The organism is Streptomyces sp. NPDC093795 (assembly GCF_044764665.1).
In the GTDB taxonomy this organism is placed as follows: Bacteria; Actinomycetota; Actinomycetes; order Streptomycetales; family Streptomycetaceae; genus Streptomyces.
Genome location: NZ_JBIWIO010000012.1, coordinates 115,301 through 134,794, shown reverse-complemented (window position 1 = coordinate 134,794; position 19,494 = coordinate 115,301). Strand labels below are relative to the sequence as shown.

General features: G+C 71.8%; 22 protein-coding genes and 1 tRNA gene. 6 read left to right on the top strand and 17 right to left on the bottom strand.

Going from position 1 to position 19,494, the window contains the following annotated elements; translation table 11 throughout:
* Positions 1 to 70: 70 nt before the first annotated feature.
* The 7 genes from ACIRB7_RS28685 to ACIRB7_RS28655 all read right to left on the bottom strand — a co-directional run bounded on the left by ACIRB7_RS28685 (position 71) and on the right by ACIRB7_RS28655 (position 3,832).
* Entirely contained in the window at positions 71 to 916 is an 846-nt protein-coding gene (locus ACIRB7_RS28685; RefSeq protein ID WP_403604020.1) for an RNA polymerase sigma factor SigF, read from the bottom strand.
* Positions 917 to 1,135: 219 nt separating this feature from the next.
* Complete coding sequence (locus ACIRB7_RS28680; protein WP_403604018.1) at positions 1,136 to 1,429, bottom strand: Dabb family protein; 294 nt, start codon at positions 1,427 to 1,429, stop codon at positions 1,136 to 1,138.
* Between the two features lie 9 nt (positions 1,430 to 1,438).
* Positions 1,439 to 1,603 carry a hypothetical protein gene (locus ACIRB7_RS28675; RefSeq protein WP_198942227.1) on the bottom strand — a complete coding sequence of 55 codons (165 nt, stop codon included), beginning with the start codon at positions 1,601 to 1,603 and terminating at the stop codon, positions 1,439 to 1,441.
* 419 nt (positions 1,604 to 2,022) lie between these two features.
* Positions 2,023 to 2,107 (bottom strand) — tRNA-Ser (locus ACIRB7_RS28670).
* A gap of 114 nt (positions 2,108 to 2,221) precedes the next feature.
* Complete coding sequence (tadA, locus tag ACIRB7_RS28665; RefSeq protein ID WP_403604015.1) at positions 2,222 to 2,650, bottom strand: tRNA adenosine(34) deaminase TadA; 429 nt, start codon at positions 2,648 to 2,650, stop codon at positions 2,222 to 2,224.
* A gap of 47 nt (positions 2,651 to 2,697) precedes the next feature.
* The gene (locus ACIRB7_RS28660; RefSeq protein ID WP_403604012.1) at positions 2,698 to 3,237 is read right to left on the bottom strand and encodes a hypothetical protein; all 540 of its coding nucleotides are present in this window, start codon (positions 3,235 to 3,237) and stop codon (positions 2,698 to 2,700) included.
* Positions 3,238 to 3,622: 385 nt separating this feature from the next.
* Positions 3,623 to 3,832, bottom strand: coding sequence for a hypothetical protein (locus tag ACIRB7_RS28655; protein ID WP_351211212.1), 210 nt, complete (start codon positions 3,830 to 3,832; stop codon positions 3,623 to 3,625).
* 103 nt (positions 3,833 to 3,935) lie between these two features.
* Here ACIRB7_RS28655 and upp point away from each other — a divergent pair, with 103 nt between their 5' ends.
* A complete protein-coding gene (gene upp, locus ACIRB7_RS28650; RefSeq protein ID WP_403604008.1) occupies positions 3,936 to 4,571 on the top strand; it encodes a uracil phosphoribosyltransferase in 636 nt (211 codons plus the stop codon).
* Between the two features lie 10 nt (positions 4,572 to 4,581).
* On the opposite strand, the gene ACIRB7_RS28645 is transcribed toward upp, so the two are convergent.
* Both ACIRB7_RS28645 and ACIRB7_RS28640 read right to left on the bottom strand, forming a co-directional pair.
* Complete coding sequence (locus tag ACIRB7_RS28645; protein ID WP_403604005.1) at positions 4,582 to 5,211, bottom strand: LytR C-terminal domain-containing protein; 630 nt, start codon at positions 5,209 to 5,211, stop codon at positions 4,582 to 4,584.
* Positions 5,212 to 5,328: 117 nt separating this feature from the next.
* Positions 5,329 to 5,625, bottom strand: a complete 297-nt coding sequence (locus ACIRB7_RS28640; protein WP_015034993.1) for a type II toxin-antitoxin system VapB family antitoxin — start codon at positions 5,623 to 5,625, stop codon at positions 5,329 to 5,331.
* Positions 5,626 to 5,721: 96 nt separating this feature from the next.
* On the opposite strand from ACIRB7_RS28640, the gene ACIRB7_RS28635 reads away from it, so the two are divergent.
* On the top strand, positions 5,722 to 7,338 hold the full coding sequence (locus ACIRB7_RS28635) for a helicase HerA-like domain-containing protein (protein WP_403604002.1): 1,617 nt from the start codon (positions 5,722 to 5,724) through the stop codon (positions 7,336 to 7,338).
* 27 nt (positions 7,339 to 7,365) lie between these two features.
* Here ACIRB7_RS28635 and ACIRB7_RS28630 read toward each other — a convergent pair whose 3' ends face one another.
* From ACIRB7_RS28630 to ACIRB7_RS28610, 5 genes are all read right to left on the bottom strand, one after another.
* Complete coding sequence (locus ACIRB7_RS28630; RefSeq protein ID WP_403604376.1) at positions 7,366 to 8,859, bottom strand: M28 family metallopeptidase; 1,494 nt, start codon at positions 8,857 to 8,859, stop codon at positions 7,366 to 7,368.
* Between the two features lie 175 nt (positions 8,860 to 9,034).
* Positions 9,035 to 9,646 carry an HhH-GPD-type base excision DNA repair protein gene (locus ACIRB7_RS28625; RefSeq protein WP_403603999.1) on the bottom strand — a complete coding sequence of 204 codons (612 nt, stop codon included), beginning with the start codon at positions 9,644 to 9,646 and terminating at the stop codon, positions 9,035 to 9,037.
* Positions 9,647 to 9,688: 42 nt separating this feature from the next.
* Positions 9,689 to 10,732, bottom strand: coding sequence for an alpha/beta fold hydrolase (locus ACIRB7_RS28620; RefSeq protein WP_403603996.1), 1,044 nt, complete (start codon positions 10,730 to 10,732; stop codon positions 9,689 to 9,691).
* A 45-nt stretch (positions 10,733 to 10,777) separates the two neighbouring features.
* Positions 10,778 to 11,338, bottom strand: coding sequence for an RBBP9/YdeN family alpha/beta hydrolase (locus ACIRB7_RS28615; RefSeq protein WP_403603994.1), 561 nt, complete (start codon positions 11,336 to 11,338; stop codon positions 10,778 to 10,780).
* Between the two features lie 54 nt (positions 11,339 to 11,392).
* Positions 11,393 to 13,672, bottom strand: a complete 2,280-nt coding sequence (locus ACIRB7_RS28610) for an ATP-binding cassette domain-containing protein (protein ID WP_403603991.1) — start codon at positions 13,670 to 13,672, stop codon at positions 11,393 to 11,395.
* A gap of 124 nt (positions 13,673 to 13,796) precedes the next feature.
* Here ACIRB7_RS28610 and ACIRB7_RS28605 point away from each other — a divergent pair, with 124 nt between their 5' ends.
* Complete coding sequence (locus ACIRB7_RS28605; protein WP_403604373.1) at positions 13,797 to 14,582, top strand: TetR/AcrR family transcriptional regulator C-terminal domain-containing protein; 786 nt, start codon at positions 13,797 to 13,799, stop codon at positions 14,580 to 14,582.
* Positions 14,583 to 14,704: 122 nt separating this feature from the next.
* Here ACIRB7_RS28605 and ACIRB7_RS28600 read toward each other — a convergent pair whose 3' ends face one another.
* Positions 14,705 to 15,340 carry a TetR/AcrR family transcriptional regulator gene (locus ACIRB7_RS28600; protein WP_403603988.1) on the bottom strand — a complete coding sequence of 212 codons (636 nt, stop codon included), beginning with the start codon at positions 15,338 to 15,340 and terminating at the stop codon, positions 14,705 to 14,707.
* Positions 15,341 to 15,518: 178 nt separating this feature from the next.
* Between ACIRB7_RS28600 and wrbA the strand changes: the two genes are divergently transcribed.
* Positions 15,519 to 16,127 carry an NAD(P)H:quinone oxidoreductase gene (wrbA, locus tag ACIRB7_RS28595; protein WP_403603985.1) on the top strand — a complete coding sequence of 203 codons (609 nt, stop codon included), beginning with the start codon at positions 15,519 to 15,521 and terminating at the stop codon, positions 16,125 to 16,127.
* Between the two features lie 124 nt (positions 16,128 to 16,251).
* On the opposite strand, the gene ACIRB7_RS28590 is transcribed toward wrbA, so the two are convergent.
* On the bottom strand, positions 16,252 to 16,539 hold the full coding sequence (locus ACIRB7_RS28590) for a metal-sensitive transcriptional regulator (protein WP_403603982.1): 288 nt from the start codon (positions 16,537 to 16,539) through the stop codon (positions 16,252 to 16,254).
* An 83-nt stretch (positions 16,540 to 16,622) separates the two neighbouring features.
* Here ACIRB7_RS28590 and ACIRB7_RS28585 point away from each other — a divergent pair, with 83 nt between their 5' ends.
* Positions 16,623 to 17,225 (top strand): rhodanese-like domain-containing protein, encoded by a 603-nt coding sequence (locus ACIRB7_RS28585; RefSeq protein ID WP_403603980.1) that lies wholly within the window; start codon positions 16,623 to 16,625, stop codon positions 17,223 to 17,225.
* On the opposite strand, the gene ACIRB7_RS28580 is transcribed toward ACIRB7_RS28585, so the two are convergent.
* The gene (locus ACIRB7_RS28580) at positions 17,207 to 17,932 is read right to left on the bottom strand and encodes a TetR/AcrR family transcriptional regulator (protein WP_403603977.1); all 726 of its coding nucleotides are present in this window, start codon (positions 17,930 to 17,932) and stop codon (positions 17,207 to 17,209) included. The two genes, ACIRB7_RS28585 and ACIRB7_RS28580, sit on opposite strands and share 19 nt — an antisense overlap.
* Before the next feature lie 65 nt (positions 17,933 to 17,997).
* Here ACIRB7_RS28580 and ACIRB7_RS28575 point away from each other — a divergent pair, with 65 nt between their 5' ends.
* On the top strand, positions 17,998 to 19,494 hold the full coding sequence (locus ACIRB7_RS28575; protein WP_403603974.1) for a DHA2 family efflux MFS transporter permease subunit: 1,497 nt from the start codon (positions 17,998 to 18,000) through the stop codon (positions 19,492 to 19,494).

Sequence of the window (19,494 nt, the reverse complement as noted above, 5' to 3'; positions counted from 1 at the left end):
CGCAGGAAACAAGGGGTGTACGGCATTTGGGGTGCCGGAGAACTGCTCCGAACCGGTCTACCCGTTCTGATTACGCCTCGATCCTGTTTGCGGACCTCAATCGAGCGAAACTGCGGGCGAGGAGCCTTGACACATGCATCTGGGAGACGCCGAGCTCCTGGCTGATCTGGGACTGCGTCAAATTGCTGTAGTAGCGCAGCATCAGGATCCGCTGCTCCCGCTCGGGCAGTTGTACGAGGAGATGCCGGACGAGGTCGCGGTGCTCGACACCGGCGAGGGCGGGGTCCTCGTAACCGAGCCGGTCGAGCAGTCCGGGCAGCCCGTCGCCCTCCTGCGCGGCCTCCAGGGAGGTGGCGTGGTACGAGCGTCCCGCCTCGATGCAGGCGAGCACCTCGTCCTCGCCGATCCGCAGCCGCTCGGCGATCTCGGCGGTGGTGGGGGAGCGGCCGTGAGCGGTCGTCAGGTCCTCGGTGGCGCCGTTCACCTGGACCCAGAGCTCGTGCAGTCGGCGCGGGACGTGCACGGTGCGGACGTTGTCGCGGAAGTACCGCTTGATCTCCCCGACGACCGTCGGCATGGCGAAGGTGGGGAACTGCACGCCCCGGTCGGGGTCGAAGCGGTCGATGGCGTTGATCAGGCCGATCGTGCCGACCTGGACGACGTCCTCCATCGGCTCGTTCCGTGAGCGGAAGCGGGCCGCCGCGTACCGCACGAGCGGCAGGTTGGCCTCGATGAGGGCCCCGCGGACCCGGTCGTGCTCCGGAGTGCCCGGTTCCAGGTTCTTGAGCTGCCCGAAGAGCACCTGGGTGAGGGCGCGGGTGTCGGCGCCGCGGGTGCTCTGGGGGCGGGTGCGCGGGGTCTCCGCGCCGCCTGCCTCGTGCTGGGGCGGGACTTGAGGTGCTGTACTGGCCGGCACGTTCACGCCACCCCTTTGGCTGGTCTTGCTGGTCGACTGGGTCAACTACGGTCAACTCATCCGTCAAAAGCGGTCATAGCATCACAAGACATGTCCACTGTGTGCAAGCACCGCATAATGACGTGTTGAGTGCATGATGGTGGAAAAGGGGAGGTCACGCACCGAAAAAGCCCCCCGCCTCGACGACAGGGGGCCTCCGTACGAAGGGGGTAGGGGGGACTAGAAGGCGTAGTCCGCGATCACCCAGGTCGCGAACTCGCGCCACTGGGCGACACCGGCCTGGTGCGCCGGGTGCTCCAGGTACCGCTGGAGCGCGTCCGTGTCCTCGACGGCCGAGTTGATGGCGAAGTCGTACGCGATCGGCCGGTCCGTGATGTTCCAGTCGCACTCCCAGAACCTCAGCTCAGGGATCTGCCCGCCGAGCGCGCGGAACGCCTCGACCCCGGCGACGACACGCGGCTCGTCACGGGCGACGCCCTCGTCGAGCTTGAAGAGGACCAGATGGCGGATCACGCGAGGCTCCTAATTGATGAGTTCGGTCATGAACTGGCCGACTCCCTGGGCGGCGCTGGCAATGCCCTCGAACCCTACCTGCACGAGATCGGCGGCCCTCTCCGGAGAGGTGACGATCGTGTACAGCACAAAGACGGCGACCGCGTACAGCACGACCTTCTTCGCTTGCACCACTGCCCAGCCCTCCCCTGTTCCCCTGTTCCCCCGCCGTACGACCGCGCCACTCTAACCGAGCGCTTATGGACCAAGGGCCCGGAGATCGAGGTCTTTTGCCACCCCCCGGAAGGGTGACGGGCGAGCAGGATGGATGTCGAGCCCGGAGGATCTGGCAGGAATCCGAAGGGCTCGAGGAACCGGCCCGCACTGCGGGGTCCGCGCCGCGAGCTTCCCCCCGGCCGCGGCGCAGGACTTGTAGGACCGGTTCTCATCGGGGGGAGCGGCTTGTCCCCCCGATGCCGCTCCCCCCGTCCTACGGAAGAAGGCCCCGTCCGCGCCACGCGCGCGTACGGGGCCTTTGCCGTACGGGGGTTCCCCCCGGGTCCCGGGATACGCCGAAGGGCCCGGTGCTGATGCACCAGGCCCTTCGATCGAAGCGGTAGCGGAGGGATTTGAACCCTCGGTGACTTGCGCCACACTCGCTTTCGAGGCGAGCTCCTTCGGCCGCTCGGACACGCTACCGAGAGAGATCTTAGCCGAAACTTCCGCTGTGATGAAATCCGATTCCCGGCGCAGGTCGGAGCGGGGCAGCAGCCGGGGAAGGGGCCGGTCGGCGGGCGCGGTCGGCGGGTGTGGTCAGCGGGTGCGGAAGAAGGCCGTGAGCTGATCCGCGCACTCCTCGCCGAGCACACCGTGGACGACCTCGGGGCGGTGGTTGAGCCGCCGGTCCCGTACGAGGTCCCAGAGCGAGCCGGCCGCGCCCGCCTTCTCGTCCAGGGCGCCGAACACCACCCGCTCGACCCGCGACTGGACGAGCGCGCCCGCGCACATCACGCACGGCTCCAGGGTCACGACCAGCGTGCAGCCCGTCAGGCGCCACTCGCCGGTCGCCGCGGCGGCCCGGCGCAGCGCGAGCACCTCGGCGTGCGCCGTGGGGTCGCCGGCCGCCTCCCGCTCGTTGTGCGCGCGGGCGATCACCGAGCCGTCGGGCGCGAGCACGACCGCGCCGACCGGTACGTCACCGGCCGGCAGGGCCGCGTCGGCCTCGGCGAGAGCGAGCCGCATGGCGTCCCGCCAGGGATCCCGGACGGGATCGGGTACCGCGTGTGCCACTAGCGGACGGCCTCCAGGACCTCGGCCGCGCCCAGGGCGTCCGAGATCTCCGCGAGCGCGTCGCTCTCCAGCGCGAGCAGGTCGGCCGGCGCCATGCCGAGGTCGGCGAGGATCAGCCGGTCACCGACCGGGGCGGCCGGCACGGCCTCCGCGGCGACGCCGGTGTCCTCCTCCTCGTCGTCGTCCGTGGCGCCGTCGAGCGGCTCCCCGTCCTCCGTACCGTCCAGGTCCAGCGACTCGAGCTCGTCGACGATGTCGTCCAGGTCGTCACCGAGGATCTCCCGCGTGAGGATCTCCCCGTACGAGGAACGGGCGGCGGCGGCGCCGTCGGAGACGTAGATACGAGGGTCTTCCTCACCCTCGACGCGTACGAGCCCGAACCACGCGTCCTCCTGCTCGATGAAGACGATCACCGTGTCGTCGTCCGAGGCCTCACGGGCCAGCTCGGTCAGATCCGACAGGGTCTCCACGTCGTCGAGCTCCGTGTCGCTCGCTTCCCACCCGTCTTCGGTGCGCGCGAGCAGTGCGGCGAAGTACACCTGACTCTCTCCCACTGATCAGAGGTGTGACGATCCGGCGGCGCCCTGGTGATGCCCCGCCCAATCGGCATCGTGACAGAAACGACGCCCACAGGAGAGGTCTTCGGCTCTTGCGTCGTGCATCAGTCTGAACGACCCCGCGATCGGGCGGGCGTGCGACCCCGGCGCACGCAGGGGGCGCACAGCGGGACACGCCGGAGACACGCGGGGGGCTTCGCCGGGACTCGCCGGGGACGCGCCTGAAGCGCCCGGCCGGGGCCCAGCAGCGCGCCGGACGGGGCCCAGCAGCGCGCCGGACCGGGCCCGGCGGCGCCGCCGGGCGGGTCCGGCGGCGCGCAGAGCGGGTCCCGGGCGGGGTCTCGGCCGCGCGCCCGACCGGGGGGCCTCACCAGCGGAACGTGCGCATCCGCATGGCCTGGCGCATCCGGGCGGCCCGCGCCCGTCTCGGCTGGACGCGCTCGCGCAGCGCCTTGGCCTCATTCAGCTCGCGAAGGAACTGGGCGCGGCGCCTGCGGCGCTCCGCGTCCGTCTCCTGTGCCGGCTTGCGGGCCGCCCGCTCGGCGGCGCCCTTGGCCGGTTCTTCCAGGTCGGGCATCGGCACTCCACCCCATCGCTGGGTCCCCGTGACTCCCCCCGTGTCCCCACCTTCCCCCCACGGCATGGGTCGATGCCAGTGCGGGGCGGGCTACTGTTGAGTCATGCGTCTCCACGTCGTCGATCACCCGCTGGTCGCCCACAAGCTCACCACGCTGCGCGACAAGCGCACGGACTCCGCGACCTTCCGTCGGCTCTCCGACGAGCTGGTCACCCTGCTCGCCTACGAGGCCACCAGGGACGTCCGGACCGAGCAGGTCGACATCGAGACCCCCGTCACGCCCACGACCGGCGTCAAGCTGTCGTACCCGCGTCCGCTGGTGGTCCCGATCCTGCGCGCCGGGCTCGGCATGCTCGACGGCATGGTGCGGCTGCTCCCGACCGCCGAGGTCGGTTTCCTCGGCATGATCCGCAACGAGGAGACGCTGGAGGCGTCGACCTACGCCACGCGGATGCCGGAGGACCTCTCGGGCCGCCAGGTGTACGTCCTGGACCCGATGCTGGCGACCGGCGGCACGCTGGTCGCGGCGATCCAGGAGCTCATCAAGCGCGGCGCGGACGACGTGACCGCGGTCGTGCTCCTCGCCGCCCCGGAGGGCGTCGAGGTCATGGAGCGCGAGCTCGCGGGCACGCCGGTCACCGTCGTGACGGCCTCGATCGACGAGCGCCTCAACGAGAACGGCTACATCGTCCCGGGCCTGGGCGACGCGGGCGACCGCATGTACGGGTCCGCCGAGTAGCTCCTCAGCACTAGCACTTTCCGGTCGGTACGGGCGCGGGCTTGGTCAGGGCGACCAGGGCCGCGTCCGCCGTCGCTTTCGGGGACAGGGTCTTGAAGGCGGTTCCGATGATCAGGTCCACGTCCGCCGTGCCCCGGGTGTCCGTCTTGGTCGTGGCGCCCTTGAGCTGGGTGCCGAGGACCGGGAAGGCGCCCTTGGTGGCGGTCGTGGCGCCGAGCAGCAGGCCGGCGCCGGGGACCTTCTTGTCGTAGGCGGTGGGCGCGTTCCCCACCTTGCCGATCTTGAAGCCACGCTTCTTGAGTTCGTCCGCGGTCGACTTGGCGAGACCGCTGCGCGGGGTCGCGTTGTAGACGTTGACCGTGATCTGGGCGGGCTTGGGGAGGGCGACGGCGGGCGGGGCGGTCGCCTTGGGCGCGGGTTTGCAGTCGGCCTGTTTCCCGGCGGTCGTCTTCCTGCCCTCGTCGCCGGAGAAGACGTCGACGAGCTGGAGCGTGCCCCAGCCGGCCGCGCCGAGCACGACCACTGCGGCGGCGGACGCGAGGACGATCCTGCGCCGGCGGTGGGGGCGGCGCATGCGCGGGTAGACGTCCCCCGTGATGCGGTACTTTCCGCCCATTCCGGGGGGAGTGAGCATGCTCATGAACGCAGCGTAATGCCGCCCGTCGGCGATGCCTACTTGATGATCATGTGATCGCGTCCGGATGGGGGCGAACTGACTCCGAAAGGGTCAGTGGGAGCGGGGCCGGTCGGCGCCGTCTCAGTCCATTTCCAGGACGCGGGCGTGCAGCACCTGGCGCTGCTGGAGCGCCGCGCGGACGGCGCGGTGCAGTCCGTCCTCGAGGTAGAGATCGCCCTGCCACTTCACGACGTGCGCGAAGAGGTCGCCGTAGAACGTGGAGTCCTCGGCGAGCAGCGTCTCCAGGTCCAGCTGGCCCTTGGTGGTGACCAGCTGATCGAGGCGGACCGGGCGCGGGGCGACGTCCGCCCACTGCCGGGTGCTTTCCCGGCCGTGGTCGGGATACGGCTTTCCGTTTCCGATGCGCTTGAAGATCACGCGGAAAGCCTACCGGGCCAGCGGCTCCCGGCGCAGCCATGCGCGGGCAGTGGGATGCTGGTGCGAACCGTGACAAACCGGATGTGGGGTGTCGTGATGAGCGAGAGCGAGCAGCCACCCGTCGCCGGGACCACCGCCGGGATCGCCGCTGATATCGCCGCCGGGTACGCCTTCGAGGGCGCCGCACTCGATCTGGGGGCCCTGCTCTGGGACGGCGACTGTCACCCGGACGCGCCGATCCGCATCCCGCTGCCCGTCCTCAACCGCCACGGCCTGGTGGCCGGAGCCACCGGCACCGGCAAGACGAAGACACTCCAGCTGATCGCCGAGCAACTGTCCTCGCACGGGGTGCCCGTCTTCCTCGCCGACATCAAGGGTGACGTCTCCGGGATCTCGGCCCCCGGCGAGGACGGCGAGAAGATCCGCGAGCGGGCCGCCCAGGTCGGGCAGAGCTGGGCGGGCAAGGGCTTCCCCTGCGAGTTCTACGGGCTCGGGGGCACCGGCCCCGGCATCCCCGTCCGCGCCACCGTGACCAGCTTCGGGCCGGTGCTCCTCTCGAAGGTGCTCCAGCTCAACCGGACGCAGGAGCAGTCGCTCGGCCTGATCTTCCACTACGCCGACGCCAAGGGCCTGGAGCTCGTCGACCTCAAGGACCTGCGGGCGGTGGTCGCGTTCCTGGTCTCGGACACCGGGAAGGCCGAGCTGAAGGGGATCGGCGGGCTCTCGACGGTGACGGCCGGGGTGATCCTGCGGGCGCTCACGGCTTTCGAGCAGGAGGGCGCGGGCGGGTTCTTCGGGGAGCCGGAGTTCGACACGGCCGAGCTCCTGCGGACGGCGGCGGACGGACGCGGGATCGTCTCGGTGCTGGAGCTGCCGTCCGTACAGGACAAGCCGCAGCTCTTCTCGACCTTCCTGATGTGGATGCTCGCGGACCTCTTCCACGACCTTCCGGAGGTCGGCGACCTGGAGAAGCCGAAGCTGGTCGTCTTCTTCGACGAGGCGCATCTGCTCTTCAAGGACGCGTCGAAGGCGTTCCTGGAGTCGATCACCCAGACCGTGCGGCTGATCCGCTCGAAGGGGGTCGGCGTCTTCTTCGTGACGCAGACCCCGAAGGACGTGCCTTCGGACGTGCTCGCCCAGCTCGGCAACCGGGTGCAGCACGCGCTGCGCGCCTTCACCCCGGACGACGCGAAGGCGCTCAAGGCGACCGTACGGACCTTCCCGAACTCGCCGTACGACCTGGAGGAGGTCCTCACGGGCCTCGGCACGGGCGAGGCGGTGGTCACCGTACTGAGCGAGAAGGGCGCCCCGACGCCGGTGGCGGCGACCCGGCTGCGGGCGCCGGAGTCGCTGATGGGCCCGATCGACGCGGCGGCTCTGGACGCGGCCGTGAAGGGCTCGCCGCTGTACGGGCGGTACGCGGAGGCGGTGGACCGGGAGTCGGCGTACGAGAAGCTGACGGCCGAGCAGACCTCCGTACAAGAAGAGGCTTCCAGCCGAGCCGGAGAGGCCAGAGAGGCTGGAGAGGCCGGAGAAGCCGGACAAGCCGGACAACGGGAAACGAGGGCTCCTCGCTCGCGGAAGGAGGAGCCCTCGCTCGCCGAACAGGTCGTCGGCAGTGGGATCTTCAGATCCCTGGCGCGGTCGATCGGTACCCAGGTGGGCCGGGAGATCTCCCGGTCGATCTTCGGTACCGCGCGCCGCCGGAGGTGACGACCGGAGGCGACTGCCCGGTGGTGACTACTCGGTGACCTCGTGGTGGTCGTCGTGCAGGCCGCCGCCGCTGCCCGCGTCGCCCTCGGTCGGGACCGAGACGACCGGCTTGCGCAGGGAGGAGATGTCGTGGGCGTAGGTGCCCACGGCGTTGGCGATGACGTCGGTGTTCACGTCGAAGGCCGTCATGTTGACGTTGTTGATGTCGTCGCCCTTGGCGTGGTAGTTCACGTCGTACGCGACACCCGCCGTGCCGCCGAACTTGGCGGCCTGGCCTGCGGTCTTGATGCCCTCGGCGCCGGTGAACGTGCCGCCGGAGGGGATGCCGACCTCGATGAACGGGCCGTAGTCGGAGCGGCCGGTGAAGTCGGTGCCCTCGTGCGGGACTCCGCGCTTGTCCATGAAGTCGGTGATGTCCCGCTCCAGCTGGGCGGAGCCCTCGGGTCCTGCGCCCTCGCCGACGTTGTCCGAGTTGTCGCCGTCGTACACGAACAGGCCGTAGTTCGGCGAGGCGATCATGTCGAAGTTGAGGTAGAGCTTGATCTCGCTCTTGTCGAGCGCGGTGAGGTTCTTGACGTAGTGCTCGGAGCCGAGGAGGCCGTTCTCCTCGGCCGACCACCAGGCGAAGCGGACCTTGTTGCGGACCTTGTCCTTCGACTCGGCGAGCTCCAGAGCGGTCTGGAGGAGCCCGGCGGAGCCGGAGCCGTTGTCGTTGATGCCGGGGCCGGCGGTGACGGAGTCGAGGTGCGAGCCGAGCATCACGGTGTTGGCGGCGTTGCCGCCCTTGGTCTCCGCGATGACGTTGTTGGTGGAGCGCATCTCCTGGAGCTGGCGGATCTCCAGGGAGAGCGTGACCGGGCCCTTGGCGAGGTCGGCGGCGAGCGCCCCGCCCTCGGCCAGGGTGATGCCGCCCGTGGGGATCTTCCCGGAGGCCGCGTCGCCCAGGGTGCCGGAGAGGACGCCCTCGGCGTTGTTGTAGATGACGGCGGCGGCGGCACCGGCCGCGGCGGCGTTCTGCTGCTTGATCGCGAAGGCGCAGCCGCCGCGCTTGATCAGCGCGATCTTGCCGGTGAAGGTGTTGGAGGCGAAGTCGCCCGGCTCGCAGCCGGTGGTGCCGTCGGCGTCGACGGGCACGGCCGCGAGCGCCGCCGTGATGCCGCCGACCGGGGTGGACTTGGTGTACGTCATCGCCTTGATGTCGAGCGCGCGGGGCGCGGGGGCGACGACGGAGGCCTTCTCGGCGAGCGTCTGCGTGTACTCGAAGTCGAACCGCTGGTACGAGACGTTGTAGCCGGCCTTCTTGAGCTGCGTGTACACGTAGGCGGCGGAGGCGTCGTGCCCGAGCGAACCGGCGGCGCGGTGGCCGCCGGCCGAGTCGGCTATCGCCTGGAACTTCTGCAGGTGCTTGAAGGCGTCCTGCGCGGAGGTTTCGCGGACCAGCTTCTTCGCCAGCTTGGCGGCATCGCGGGCGGGTGCGGCCGTGGGGTCCTGCCCCGCGGTGGCGGGGGAGGCGAGGACCATGGGGGTGGCGAGGGCGGCGGCGGCCAGAATGGCTGCGGCGCGGCGCTGGGTAGCGTTCACAGAAGTCCTTCCCGTTACGGACGAGGTTGAGGGGAAGTTAGCGATCTGCGGTGCCTTCTGTGAACACCTTCTCCACAATTCCTGTCACGTTAAGCAGGATTGCAATGTGGAGTTGTCAATTCCCGGAGGTTTTGGGTTCTTTAGCGGCTTTCGCCGCTTTCGCAGCCGCCTTCATCTCCTGCTTGTGGGCCCGCACCTTCGCGAGTGACTCAGGCCCGGTGATGTCGGCGGCCGAGCGGTACGAGCCCTCCTCGCCGTACGACCCCGCCGCCTCCTGCCAGCCGCTGGGCCGCACCCCGTACCGCTTGCCGAGCAGCGCCAGGAAGATCTGCGCCTTCTGCTTGCCGAAGCCGGGCAGCGCCTGGAGCCGCGCGAGGAGCTCCTTGCCGGTCGCCGCGTCCGCCCAGACGGCCTCGGCGTCACCGCCGTACTCCTCGACGAGGAACCGGCAGAGCTGCTGCACGCGCTGGGCCATCGAGCCCGGGTAGCGGTGCACGGCCGGCTTCTCCGAGAGCAGCGCGGCGAACTCCTCCGGGTCCCGGGCGGCGATGTCGTGCGCGTCGAGATCGTCCGCGCCGAGCCGGGTGGCGATGGTGTACGGGCCGGAGAAGGCCCACTCCATCGGGACCTGCTGGTCGAGGAGCATGCCGACGAGCGCGGCGAGCGGGGACCGGCCGAGCAGCGCGTCGGCCTCCGGTTGCTGGGCGAGGTGGATCTCGGGACTCATGCCCCGATCATCCTGCCGTGGCCGACCGCCCGCCCGGTGGGTTCACCCCTTCGCGAAGCCGTCGAGGGCGTCGAGGAGATGGCGACGGGTCTCCTCGCCGCCCAGGTGACCCGCGCCCTCGACCACCCGCAGCTCGGCGTCCGGCCAGGCCTTGGCCAGCTCCCAGGCGGTGCCGAGGGGGCCCGCGAGGTCGCCGCGGCCGTGGACGAGGACGCCGGGGATGCCGGTGAGCCGGTGGGCGTCCCGGAGGAGCGCCCCCTCCTCGAGCCAGGCGCCGTGCGCGAAGTAGTGGCTGCAGATCCGGACGAAGCCGAGGCGGGTGTCGTCGACGCGGTCGGTGTACGGGGTGCCCATGCCCTCCAGGGAGAGCACGGCGTCCTCCCAGGCGCACCAGTCGGCGGCGGCCTTGCGCCGTACGGCGGGGTCGGGGTGGTTCATGAGGGCGGCGTAGGCGGCGACGAGGCCGTCGGCACAGTCGGCCCCGTCAGCCCTGTTAGCCGCGCCGGCCCCGTCGGCCGCGCCGGCCCCGTCGGCCCCGTCAGCCCCGTCGGCCACGCCAGCCCCGTCGGCCACGCCAGCCGCGCCGGCCCCCGCCCGGAAGCGCTCGTGGGCCTCCGGGAAGAAGCGGGCGACCCCCTCGTACAGCCAGCGGATCTCGGAGCGGCGGGTGGTGGTCACACCGTTCAGGACGATCGCGGAGACCCGCTCGGGGTGCGCCTGCGCGTACGCCAGGATCAGCGTGGAGCCCCAGGAGCCGCCGTACAGCAGCCACCGGTCGATCCCGAGGTGCTCGCGCAGCCGCTCCATGTCGGCGACCAGGTGCGCGGTGGTGTTCACGGCCAGGTCGGCGGCCGGGTCGCTCGCGTGCGGGGCGGATCGGCCGCAGCCGCGCTGGTCGAAGAGGACGAGCCGGTACGCCTCGGGGTCGAAGTACCGCCGACTGTGCGGGGACGACCCGGAGCCGGGCCCGCCGTGCACGACGAGCGCGGGCCGTCCCGCCGGGGAGCCGGAGACCTCCCAGTGAACTCGATTGCCGTCGCCCACGTCGAGCAGGCCCTGGTCGTACGGTGCGGGTTCCGGGTACATCCGGCCGAGCCTAGGGCCTGTCCGCCCATGTCCGCCGGGACCGGCCTACCGCCCCCTGACCCGTACCGTCGGGTCCTCGCACCACTCCAGGATCGACGCCCACTCCCCGTACCCCGCGTCGAGGTCGAGGTGCGCGCCGCTCGGCACGTGGTCCATGTCGAGGCCGAGCGGGACGCCGTAGTGCTTGCCGGCGCCCTCGGGGCAGTAGGGGTCGTCGTCCGCGTAAACGAGCCGGGCCCCGAGCCCCGTCTCCGCCAGGTCGAGCCCGTCCGCGAAGGCGGCGATGTCGGGGAACGACGCGGTCACGCCCGGCGAGGGCGGGGCGACGAGCAGCACGCGATCGGCGTCCGGCCTGCGCGCACCCGCCCGCAGCCACAGCAGCACGGACAGACTGTGCGCGAGCACCACGAACTCGCCCTCGTCCGGCCGCTTCCCGTGCTCCCCGAGAGCCGCGAGCCACTCGTCGAGAACGGGCGCGTCGGGCGCGGGCAACTGCGGATACCGCACCTCGTGCCCCCGCGCCCGCAACTCCCCGGCGAGCCAGCGCTGCCAGTGGCCGGGCGGACGGTGGTTCTGGTAGCCGTGGAGGATCAGATACGTGGTCATGGCACGATCCTGCGGTCGGCGCCCGGCCCCGGTCCACCACCGTCCGAGGGGCGGTCAGCCGCCCACGTACTCGCGCAGGTGACGTGCCGTCAAGGTGTCGCCCTTCTCGATGAGTTGGGCGGGTGTGCCCTCGAAGACGATGTGGCCGCCGTCGTGGCCCGCGCCGGGGCCGAGGTCGATCAGCCAGTCGGCGTGGGTCATGACGGCCTGGTGGTGCTCGATGACGACGACCGTGTTGCCGGCCTCAACGAGGCGGTCGAGGAGGGCGAGGAGCTTGTCGACGTCGGCGAGGTGGAGGCCGGTGGTCGGCTCGTCGAGGACGTAGACGGCGGCCTTCTCGGCCATGTGGATGGCGAGCTTGAGGCGCTGGCGCTCGCCGCCGGAGAGCGTGTTGAGGGGCTGGCCGAGGCGGAGGTAGCCGAGGCCGACGTCCTGGAGGCGGCCGAGGATCGTGCGGGCCTGGCTCTTCGCCGCGAGGGCCGTGAAGAAGTCGTACGCCTCCTCGATCGACAGGGACAGGACCTCGTGGATGTTCTTGCCGTTCAGCCGGTACGTGAGCACCTCGGGCGTGAACCGCTTGCCCTCGCACTCCTCGCAGACCGAGGCGACGCCCGCCGCGATGGCCAGGTCGGTGTAGACGAGCCCGAGGCCGCTGCAGCGCGGGCAGGCGCCTTCCGAGTTGGCGCTGAAGAGGGCGGGCTTGACGCCGTTGGCCTTGGCGAAGGCCGTACGGATCGGGCCGAGGAGCCCGGTGTACGTCGCCGGGTTCGAGCGGCGCGAGCCGCGGATGGGGGACTGGTCGGCGACGACGACCCCCTCGCGGCCGGGCAGGTTGCCGTGGATGAGGGAGGACTTGCCGGAGCCGGCCACGCCCGTGACCACGGTGAGGACGCCGGTCGGGATCTCGACGCTGACGTCCTTCAGGTTGTGCTGGGTGGCGCCGGTGATGGTGAGGGCGCCGGTCGCGGTCCGTACCTCGTCGCGGAGCTTCGCCCGGTGCGCGAGGTGGTTTCCGGTGAGGGTGCCCGAGGTGCGCAGGCCCGGCACGTTGCCGCTGTAGCAGATCTCGCCGCCCGCGGCCCCGGCCCGCGGCCCGAGGTCCACGACGTGGTCGGCGATCTCGATGACCTCGGGCTTGTGCTCGACGACGAGGACGGTGTTGCCCTTGTCCCGCAGGCGCAGCAGCAGGTCGTTCATGCGCCGGACGTCGTGCGGGTGCAGTCCGGTGGTCGGCTCGTCGAAGACGTACGTGACGTCGGTGAGCGGGGAGCCGAGGTGGCGGACCATCTTCACGCGCTGGGCCTCGCCGCCGGAGAGCGTGCCGGAGGAACGGTCGAGGGAGAGGTAGCCCAGGCCGATCTCGACGAGCGAGTCGAGCAGTTCGCGCAGCCCGGCGAGGAGCGGGGCCACGGAGGGGTCCTCTATCCGGCGGACGAACGCGGCGAGGTCGCTGATCTGCATCGCCGAGCACTCGGCGATGTTCACCCCGTCGATACGGGAGGACAGCGCGGCCCGGGTGAGCCGGGCGCCCTCGCACTCGGGGCAGGTGCGGAAGCCGACCGCCCGTTCGACGAAGGCCTTGATGTGGGCCTGGAGCGACTCCCGGTCCTTGGCGAGGAAGAGCCGCTGGACCTTCGGCACGAGGCCTTCGTAGGTGAAGGAGTTGCTGCCGACCTTCACCTTGCAGGACGGCTTGTGGAGGAAGTCCTCCCACTCCTGCTCGGTGAAGTCCGCGAGCTTCTTGTCGGCGTCGTAGAAGCCGGACTCGGCCATGATCCGCCAGTACCAGGAGTCCACGGCGAAGTTGGGGACGGTGATCGCGCCCTCGTTGAGGGACTTGGACCGGTCGACGAGCTCGTCGACGTCGATGTCCGAGATCTCGCCGGCGCCCTCGCAGCGCGGGCACATGCCCTCGGGCAGGTTGAAGCTGAAGGCGCCGGAGGTGCCGACGCGCGGGGTGCCGAGGCGGCTGAAGACGATCCGCAGCATCGTGTACGCGTCGGTGGCGGTGCCCACGGTGGAGCGGGAGTTGGCGCCCATCCGCTCCTGGTCGACGACGATCGCCGCGCTCAGGTTGTGCAGTCCGTCCACGTCGGGGCGGGCGAGGGACGGCATGAAGTTCTGGAGGAAGGCGCTGTAGGTCTCGTTGATGAGGCGCTGCGACTCGGCGGCGATGGTGCCGAAGACGAGGGAGGACTTGCCCGAGCCGGAGACGCCGGTGAAGACGGTGAGGCGGCGCTTGGGAAGGTCGACGTCGACGTTCCTGAGGTTGTTCTCCCGGGCCCCGCGGACCTGGATGACGTGGTGGCTGTCCGCTGCGACGGGGTGGTTCATCGTGCGCCCTCCGATGGTCGGCCTGCTTGCCGGGGAAGGGTACTCTATACACCGTACGAAATATGCTCCACCGGCTCTGAGCTGCGGAGATATGGCCTCTCAGGTGGGAACGGACGGACACGGCATGGCGGCGGCGAAGGGGAAGAACAGCAGCGGCGCGGGCGACCCGGCGCGCACCCTGGAACTCCTCTGGCGCGACGGATCGGCCGCCCCGGCGGGCCGGCGCGGCCCCCGGCAGGGCCTCACCGTCGACGCCGTCGTCGACGCGGCCGTCGCCCTCGCCGACGCCGGCGGGCTCGACGCGCTGACCATGCGCGCGGTGGCCAAGGACCTCGGCGTGACCCCGATGACGCTCTACACCTACGTCCCCGGCAAGGCCGAGCTCCTCGACCTCATGCTGGACGCCGTCTTCCTGCGTATGGACCGGCCGCCGTTCCACCCCGACGAACCCTGGCGGACCCGGGTCGCGGCCGTCGCCGACGCGAACCGGGCGCTGCACCTGCGCCACCCCTGGCTGGTCGAACTGCGGATCGTACGGGCTCCGTTGGGGCCGGGGGTGATGGACAAGTACGAGTACGAGCTCGGGGCCTTCGAAGGGCTCGGGCTCGACGACGTGGCCCGCGACTCGGCGCTCACGTACGTCCTCGGCTTCGTGCAGTCCGGCGCGCGGGCGGAACTGGACGCGCGGGCCGTGGCCCGCGAGAGCGCGATGTCCGACGGGGAGTGGTGGGACGCCCACGAACCCCTCCTCGCCCGGGTCCTTGACGAGACCCGGTTCCCGCTGGCGGCGCGGGTGGGGGAGGCGGCGGCGATCGCGTACGACGGGCTGTACGACGCGGAACACGCGTACCGCTTCGGTCTTGGGAGGGTGCTGGACGGGCTCGCGGCGCTGGGGGAGCGGGCGCGGTAGGGGTTCGGCCCTCAGGCGCGCAGGCGGAGGCTCCCGTAACCCTGACCCTCAGGCGCTCGGCCGGACGCTCCCGTAACCCTGTCCCTCGGGCGCGCGGCCGGACGCTCCCGTAACCCTGTCCCTCAGGCGCGCAGCCGGAGCAGCTCCCGTACGCCCGCCTTCAGACGGTCCGCCGACAGCTCCTGGTCGACCGTCAGGTGGTGCACGACGTCCGGGGAGAACGGCGCGAGCACCAGATGGGCGAGGAGCGCGCTGTCGGACCCGGGCAGCAGTCGCCCGACCAGCAGGGCCACATGCGTGTGCATCACCCGGTACGCGCCGCCGTGATAGCGGGCGCGGGGCGCGGCCGAGTGCGCGGCGAGCAGGATCTCGCGCTGCTCGCCGACCCGGTCGACGAGCGCGTCGAGGAAGGCGTCGAGCCGTTCGGCGGCCGGGGCGCCGGGGCCCAGCGGCGGCGGACCGCTCATGTACGCCTCCTGGAACTGGCGCTCGCGGTCGTCGAGGAGCGCCCACAGGAGCTGGGAGACGTCGCCGAAGCGGCGGTAGACGGTGCCGACGCCGATGCCGCTGGCGTGGGCGACCTGGTTCATGGTGACGGCCTCGGGGCCGTCCTCGGCGACGATCCGGGCGGCGGCGTCGAGGATCTTGCGCCGGTTGCGGGCCGCGTCGGCGCGCTCGGGGACGGGGGCGCCGACGGTGGGGAGCAGGCCGAGCAGCGGCGCCGTCGCGCCGGTGGCCTGCGGGTTCTCCGTGCTCATCTGTCGGCTCCTCTGCCCTTCGGGCGGGCGGTCGTCCCGTCTCCCCCGATCGGGTCGTTCCGGTACTCCCGGGTCGCTCCCTGAAGTGAGCATACCGGTTCCCCTTGCGAACCGGATAGCGATCCGTTTAACTTCATGGCATCGAAGCGGAAAGTAATCCGGTTGAGGAGAGTTCGCCATGTCCGTCAAGGTCGCCGTCATCTACTACTCGGCCACGGGTGCCGTCCACCAGCTCGCCCAGGCCGTCGCCGAGGGTGCGGAGAAGGCCGGAGCCGAGGTGCGCCTGCGTCGGGTGCCCGAACTCGCCCCCGACTCCGCCATCGACGCGAACCCGGCCTGGCGCGCGCATGTGGACGCCACCGGTGACGTGGAGGTCGCCGCCCTGGAGGACCTGGAGTGGGCGGACGCGTACGCACTCGGCTCCCCGACGCGCTTCGGCAACGTGGCCGCCCAGCTGAAGCAGTACGTCGACACCACGGGCGGGCTCTGGCAGCGCGGCGTCATGGCGGACAAGCCCGCGACCGCCTTCACCAGCGCGCACAACCCGCACGGCGGCAACGAGTCGACGCTGCTCGCGCTCTACAACACCTTCCACCACTGGGGCTCGGTCATCGTCTCGCCCGGCTTCACCGACCCGTCGGTGTACGCGGCCGGCGGCAACCCCTACGGGACCGCGCACCCGGGTGCGAACGGCGCCCCCGACGAGAACGTCCTCCAGGCCGCCCGCTACCAGGGCACGCGCCTCACGAGGATCGCGAAGCGCCTGAAGGGGCTCGCGGAGGACTGATCCGGTCGGGCCGTGGCGCGGACGGGGATGGGGACGCGGACGCGCGTAACCCCCGGGGGAGGCCCCTCGGGGGTTACGTGCGTTCAGGCGCGGGCGAGTGACACGTGCGAGTGGCGTGCGCGAGCTACGCCAGCGACAGGAACAGCTTCTCCAGCCTGGCCCGCGTCGCATCGCGGTCCTCGCCGTTCGCGCGGCCGTCCTCGGCCTCGGCCAGGCACTGCTGGAGACCGGTCGCGATGATCGCGAAACCGGCCCGGTCGAGGGCCCGGGAGGCGGCGGCCAGCTGGGTCACGACCTCCTCGCAGTCCCGGCCCTCCTCGATCATCCGGATCACACCGGCGATCTGGCCCTGGGCCCGGCGGAGCCGGTTCAGGACCGCCTTGAGCTCCGCACCCGCGAGATCCAGTTCCACAGTCAGCCACTCCTCACAGATACCCCAGGGGGTAATTTAATCCCCGCACGGGGTTCCGTCGAAGACCAAGGATGACACCTGACATGAACGCCCCCCTCCCGCTCGACCCGGACCAGGCCCGCGCCCGGCTGGCCGACCTCACCGTCGTCGACGTGCGCACACCCGGCGAGTACGCCTCCGGGCACGTGCCCGGCGCGTTCAACGTCCCGCTCGACCGGCTCGACCTGGCCCTGCCCGCGCTCCGGGAGGCGGCGGGCAGGGGCGGCGGACTGCTGGTCGTCTGCCAGTCCGGCGGCCGCTCGTCCACAGCCTGCGCCCGGCTCGCGGCCGCCGGCGTCATCGCGTACGACCTCGACGGCGGTACGAGCGGCTGGGCGGCGCGCGGTCACGGCCTGGAGCGTCCGGCGGGCGTCCGGGCGAAGCCGGTGTGGGCGATGGACCGTCAGGTCCGGCTGGTCGCGGGGGCACTCGTCCTGCTGGGGCTCGCCCTCGGGCTCCTGGTCCACCCCGCGTTCCAGCTGCTCTCGGCGGGCATCGCGGGCGGGCTCGTCTTCTCGGCGCTCACCGACACCTGCGGCATGGCCCTGCTGCTCGGGAGGCTCCCGTACAACCGGGGGAGGGGGAGTGCGGGCGCGGGGGGCCTGGACGCGACCCTGGCCCGGCTGCGTCAGGGCGCGGGGGCGTAACGGCGGAGGAACGTCTCCACCCCGTCGACTACCAGCCGCTCGCTCAGGTCCTCGGTGAGCTCCGTCCCGTACTGCTCGAACACCATGTGCGGGAAGACGAGCAGCGAGTAGAGCTGGAGGACGGCGACCTCCAGGTCGGGGATGTCGAGGCGGCCCCGGTCGGCGAGGGTGCGCAGGGCGTCCGCGACATCGGGGTGGTGGCCGGCGGGGCCGTGCGCGCGCCAGGCGCGGCCCAGCTCGGGGAAGCGGTGGAGTTCGGTGGCGACGAGGGTGCGCAGGGCGCGGCCCTCGGCGTCGGTGCGTACGGCCAGGCCCCAGGCGCGGCCGGCCTCGGTCAGGGCGGCCTTGAGCGTGTCGGGCCCTTCGGCGTCGACGAGCCGCGCGAGGTCGGGCCGGCGGGTCGCGCCGCTGCCCGCTGTTCCGCCGCTGTCGGCCGTACCGCTGTCGGTCGTCCTGCTGTCGGCCGTCCCGCCGTCGGCAAGGGGCTCGTCGAGGGCGCCGGCGACGACGGCGGTGAAGAGGGCTTCCTTGCTGCCGAAGTGGTTGTAGACGGTCACCTTGGAGACGCCGGCCTCGGCGGCGATGGCGTCCATGCCCACACCGAAGCCCTCGCGGAGGAAGAGCGCGCGGGCGGCCCGCACGATGGCCTGCCGCTTCCGGGCGGCGCGGGCGCCGGTGGGGGCGGGCTTGGCGGGTTGGTCGTCCATGCCGGTCACCCTACCCAATGAACTGTACTCTTGAGTTCAACTGTACTGTGCCGTACAGTTCAGTTATGCCCACTCCAGAGCCGCCCACCGCACCCTCCCCTGCCCACCCGCACCCGCACGCGCCCTCCAACCCCGACCCCCACCCCGACGCTCTCCACCCCGATGCCCCGCCCCCCGACCCGCGCCGCTGGACCGCCCTCGCACTGATCTGCGCGGCCCAGTTCATGCTGGTCCTGGACGTGACGGTCGTGAACGTCGCCCTGCCCGCCCTCGCGAACGACCTCGGCCTCGAGCGCACGGCCCTGACCTGGGTCGTCACCGCGTACACCCTCTGCTTCGGCGGGCTCATGCTCCTCGGTGGCCGGCTCGCCGACGCCCTCGGCGCACGCCGTGTCCTCCTCACGGGCCTTGCGCTGTTCACCGCCGCGTCCCTGGCCTGCGGCCTCGCGCCGAACGCCACCGTCCTGCTCGGCGGCCGCGTCGCGCAGGGCGTCGGCGCCGCGCTCCTCTCGCCGGCGGCGCTCGCCCTGGTCACCACCCTGTTCCACGGCCGTGAGAGGCCGAAGGCCCTGGGCGCGTGGGCGGCCATCGGCGGCACGGGCTCAGCGGTCGGCGTCCTCCTGGGCGGCGCCCTGACGGCGGGCCCGGGCTGGCCGTGGATCTTCTACGTGAACGTGCCCGTCGGCGTGGCCCTGCTGCTCGCGCTGCCGAAGGTCGTACGGGCCACCGCACCACGGCGGGGCGAAGGCGGCGGCCTGGACATCCCGGGCGCCCTCCTCGTGACGGCCGCGACCGGCGCTCTCGTCTACGGCCTCGTCCGGGCGGGCGACTCCGGCTGGACGTCCGCCGCGACGCTCCTGCCCCTGCTCGGAGCCTTCGCCCTGTACGGAGCCTTCGCGGCGGCCGAGCGGAGGAGCCGTACCCCGCTGATGGACCTCCGGATGCTCACCCGGCGCCCGGTCGTCGCGGGCTCGTTCCTCATGCTGGTCGCGACGGCGCTCCTGATCTCGTTCTTCTTCCTGGGCTCGATGCGGCTCCAGCACGTCCACGGCCTCGACGCCCTCCGCACGGGCCTCCTCTTCCTCCCGGTCGCGCTCACCACGGCCATCGGCGCCCACCTGGGCTCCCGTCTGGTGGCGACGGCCGGCCCGCGCGCCTGCGCGACGGGAGGCATGACGGTCGCGGCACTCGGCTGCCTGCCGCTGGCCCTCCTGAGCCCCGACTCCGGCCCCTGGACCACGCTCCTGCCGGCCCTCGCGACGGCGGCGCTGGGCCTCGGCGCGGTCTTCGTCACGGCGACGACGACGGCCCTGGGCCTGATCACCCCGCACGAGGCGGGCCTCGCGTCCGGCATCGTGAACACGTTCCACGAGCTGGGCGGCTCCATCGGCGTGGCCGTCGTCTCCACCGTCGCCCTGGGCGCCACGACCCCCACCCCGGACGGCCTCACGACCGCGTTCACCCTCTGCACCCTGGCAGCGGCGACCACGGCCCTCGCGTCCCCGTTCCTCATCCCCCGAGGCCGCCCCCACCTGACGGGCGGCCCGCACGGAATGCACTGA

Coding starts and splice junctions, on each gene's coding strand:
- tadA (WP_403604015.1), bottom strand. CDS start 2,650: ATGCGGCTCGCTCTCGCCGAGGCCGACGCGGCCCTGCCGGCCGGTGAC.
- ACIRB7_RS28655 (WP_351211212.1), bottom strand. CDS start 3,832: ATGCCCGACCTGGAAGAACCGGCCAAGGGCGCCGCCGAGCGGGCGGCC.
- upp (WP_403604008.1), top strand. CDS start 3,936: ATGCGTCTCCACGTCGTCGATCACCCGCTGGTCGCCCACAAGCTCACC.
- ACIRB7_RS28645 (WP_403604005.1), bottom strand. CDS start 5,211: ATGAGCATGCTCACTCCCCCCGGAATGGGCGGAAAGTACCGCATCACG.
- ACIRB7_RS28635 (WP_403604002.1), top strand. CDS start 5,722: ATGAGCGAGAGCGAGCAGCCACCCGTCGCCGGGACCACCGCCGGGATC.
- ACIRB7_RS28630 (WP_403604376.1), bottom strand. CDS start 8,859: ATGGTCCTCGCCTCCCCCGCCACCGCGGGGCAGGACCCCACGGCCGCA.
- ACIRB7_RS28625 (WP_403603999.1), bottom strand. CDS start 9,646: ATGAGTCCCGAGATCCACCTCGCCCAGCAACCGGAGGCCGACGCGCTG.
- ACIRB7_RS28620 (WP_403603996.1), bottom strand. CDS start 10,732: ATGTACCCGGAACCCGCACCGTACGACCAGGGCCTGCTCGACGTGGGC.
- ACIRB7_RS28615 (WP_403603994.1), bottom strand. CDS start 11,338: ATGACCACGTATCTGATCCTCCACGGCTACCAGAACCACCGTCCGCCC.
- ACIRB7_RS28610 (WP_403603991.1), bottom strand. CDS start 13,672: ATGAACCACCCCGTCGCAGCGGACAGCCACCACGTCATCCAGGTCCGC.
- ACIRB7_RS28605 (WP_403604373.1), top strand. CDS start 13,797: ATGGCGGCGGCGAAGGGGAAGAACAGCAGCGGCGCGGGCGACCCGGCG.
- ACIRB7_RS28600 (WP_403603988.1), bottom strand. CDS start 15,340: ATGAGCACGGAGAACCCGCAGGCCACCGGCGCGACGGCGCCGCTGCTC.
- wrbA (WP_403603985.1), top strand. CDS start 15,519: ATGTCCGTCAAGGTCGCCGTCATCTACTACTCGGCCACGGGTGCCGTC.
- ACIRB7_RS28585 (WP_403603980.1), top strand. CDS start 16,623: ATGAACGCCCCCCTCCCGCTCGACCCGGACCAGGCCCGCGCCCGGCTG.
- ACIRB7_RS28580 (WP_403603977.1), bottom strand. CDS start 17,932: ATGGACGACCAACCCGCCAAGCCCGCCCCCACCGGCGCCCGCGCCGCC.
- ACIRB7_RS28575 (WP_403603974.1), top strand. CDS start 17,998: ATGCCCACTCCAGAGCCGCCCACCGCACCCTCCCCTGCCCACCCGCAC.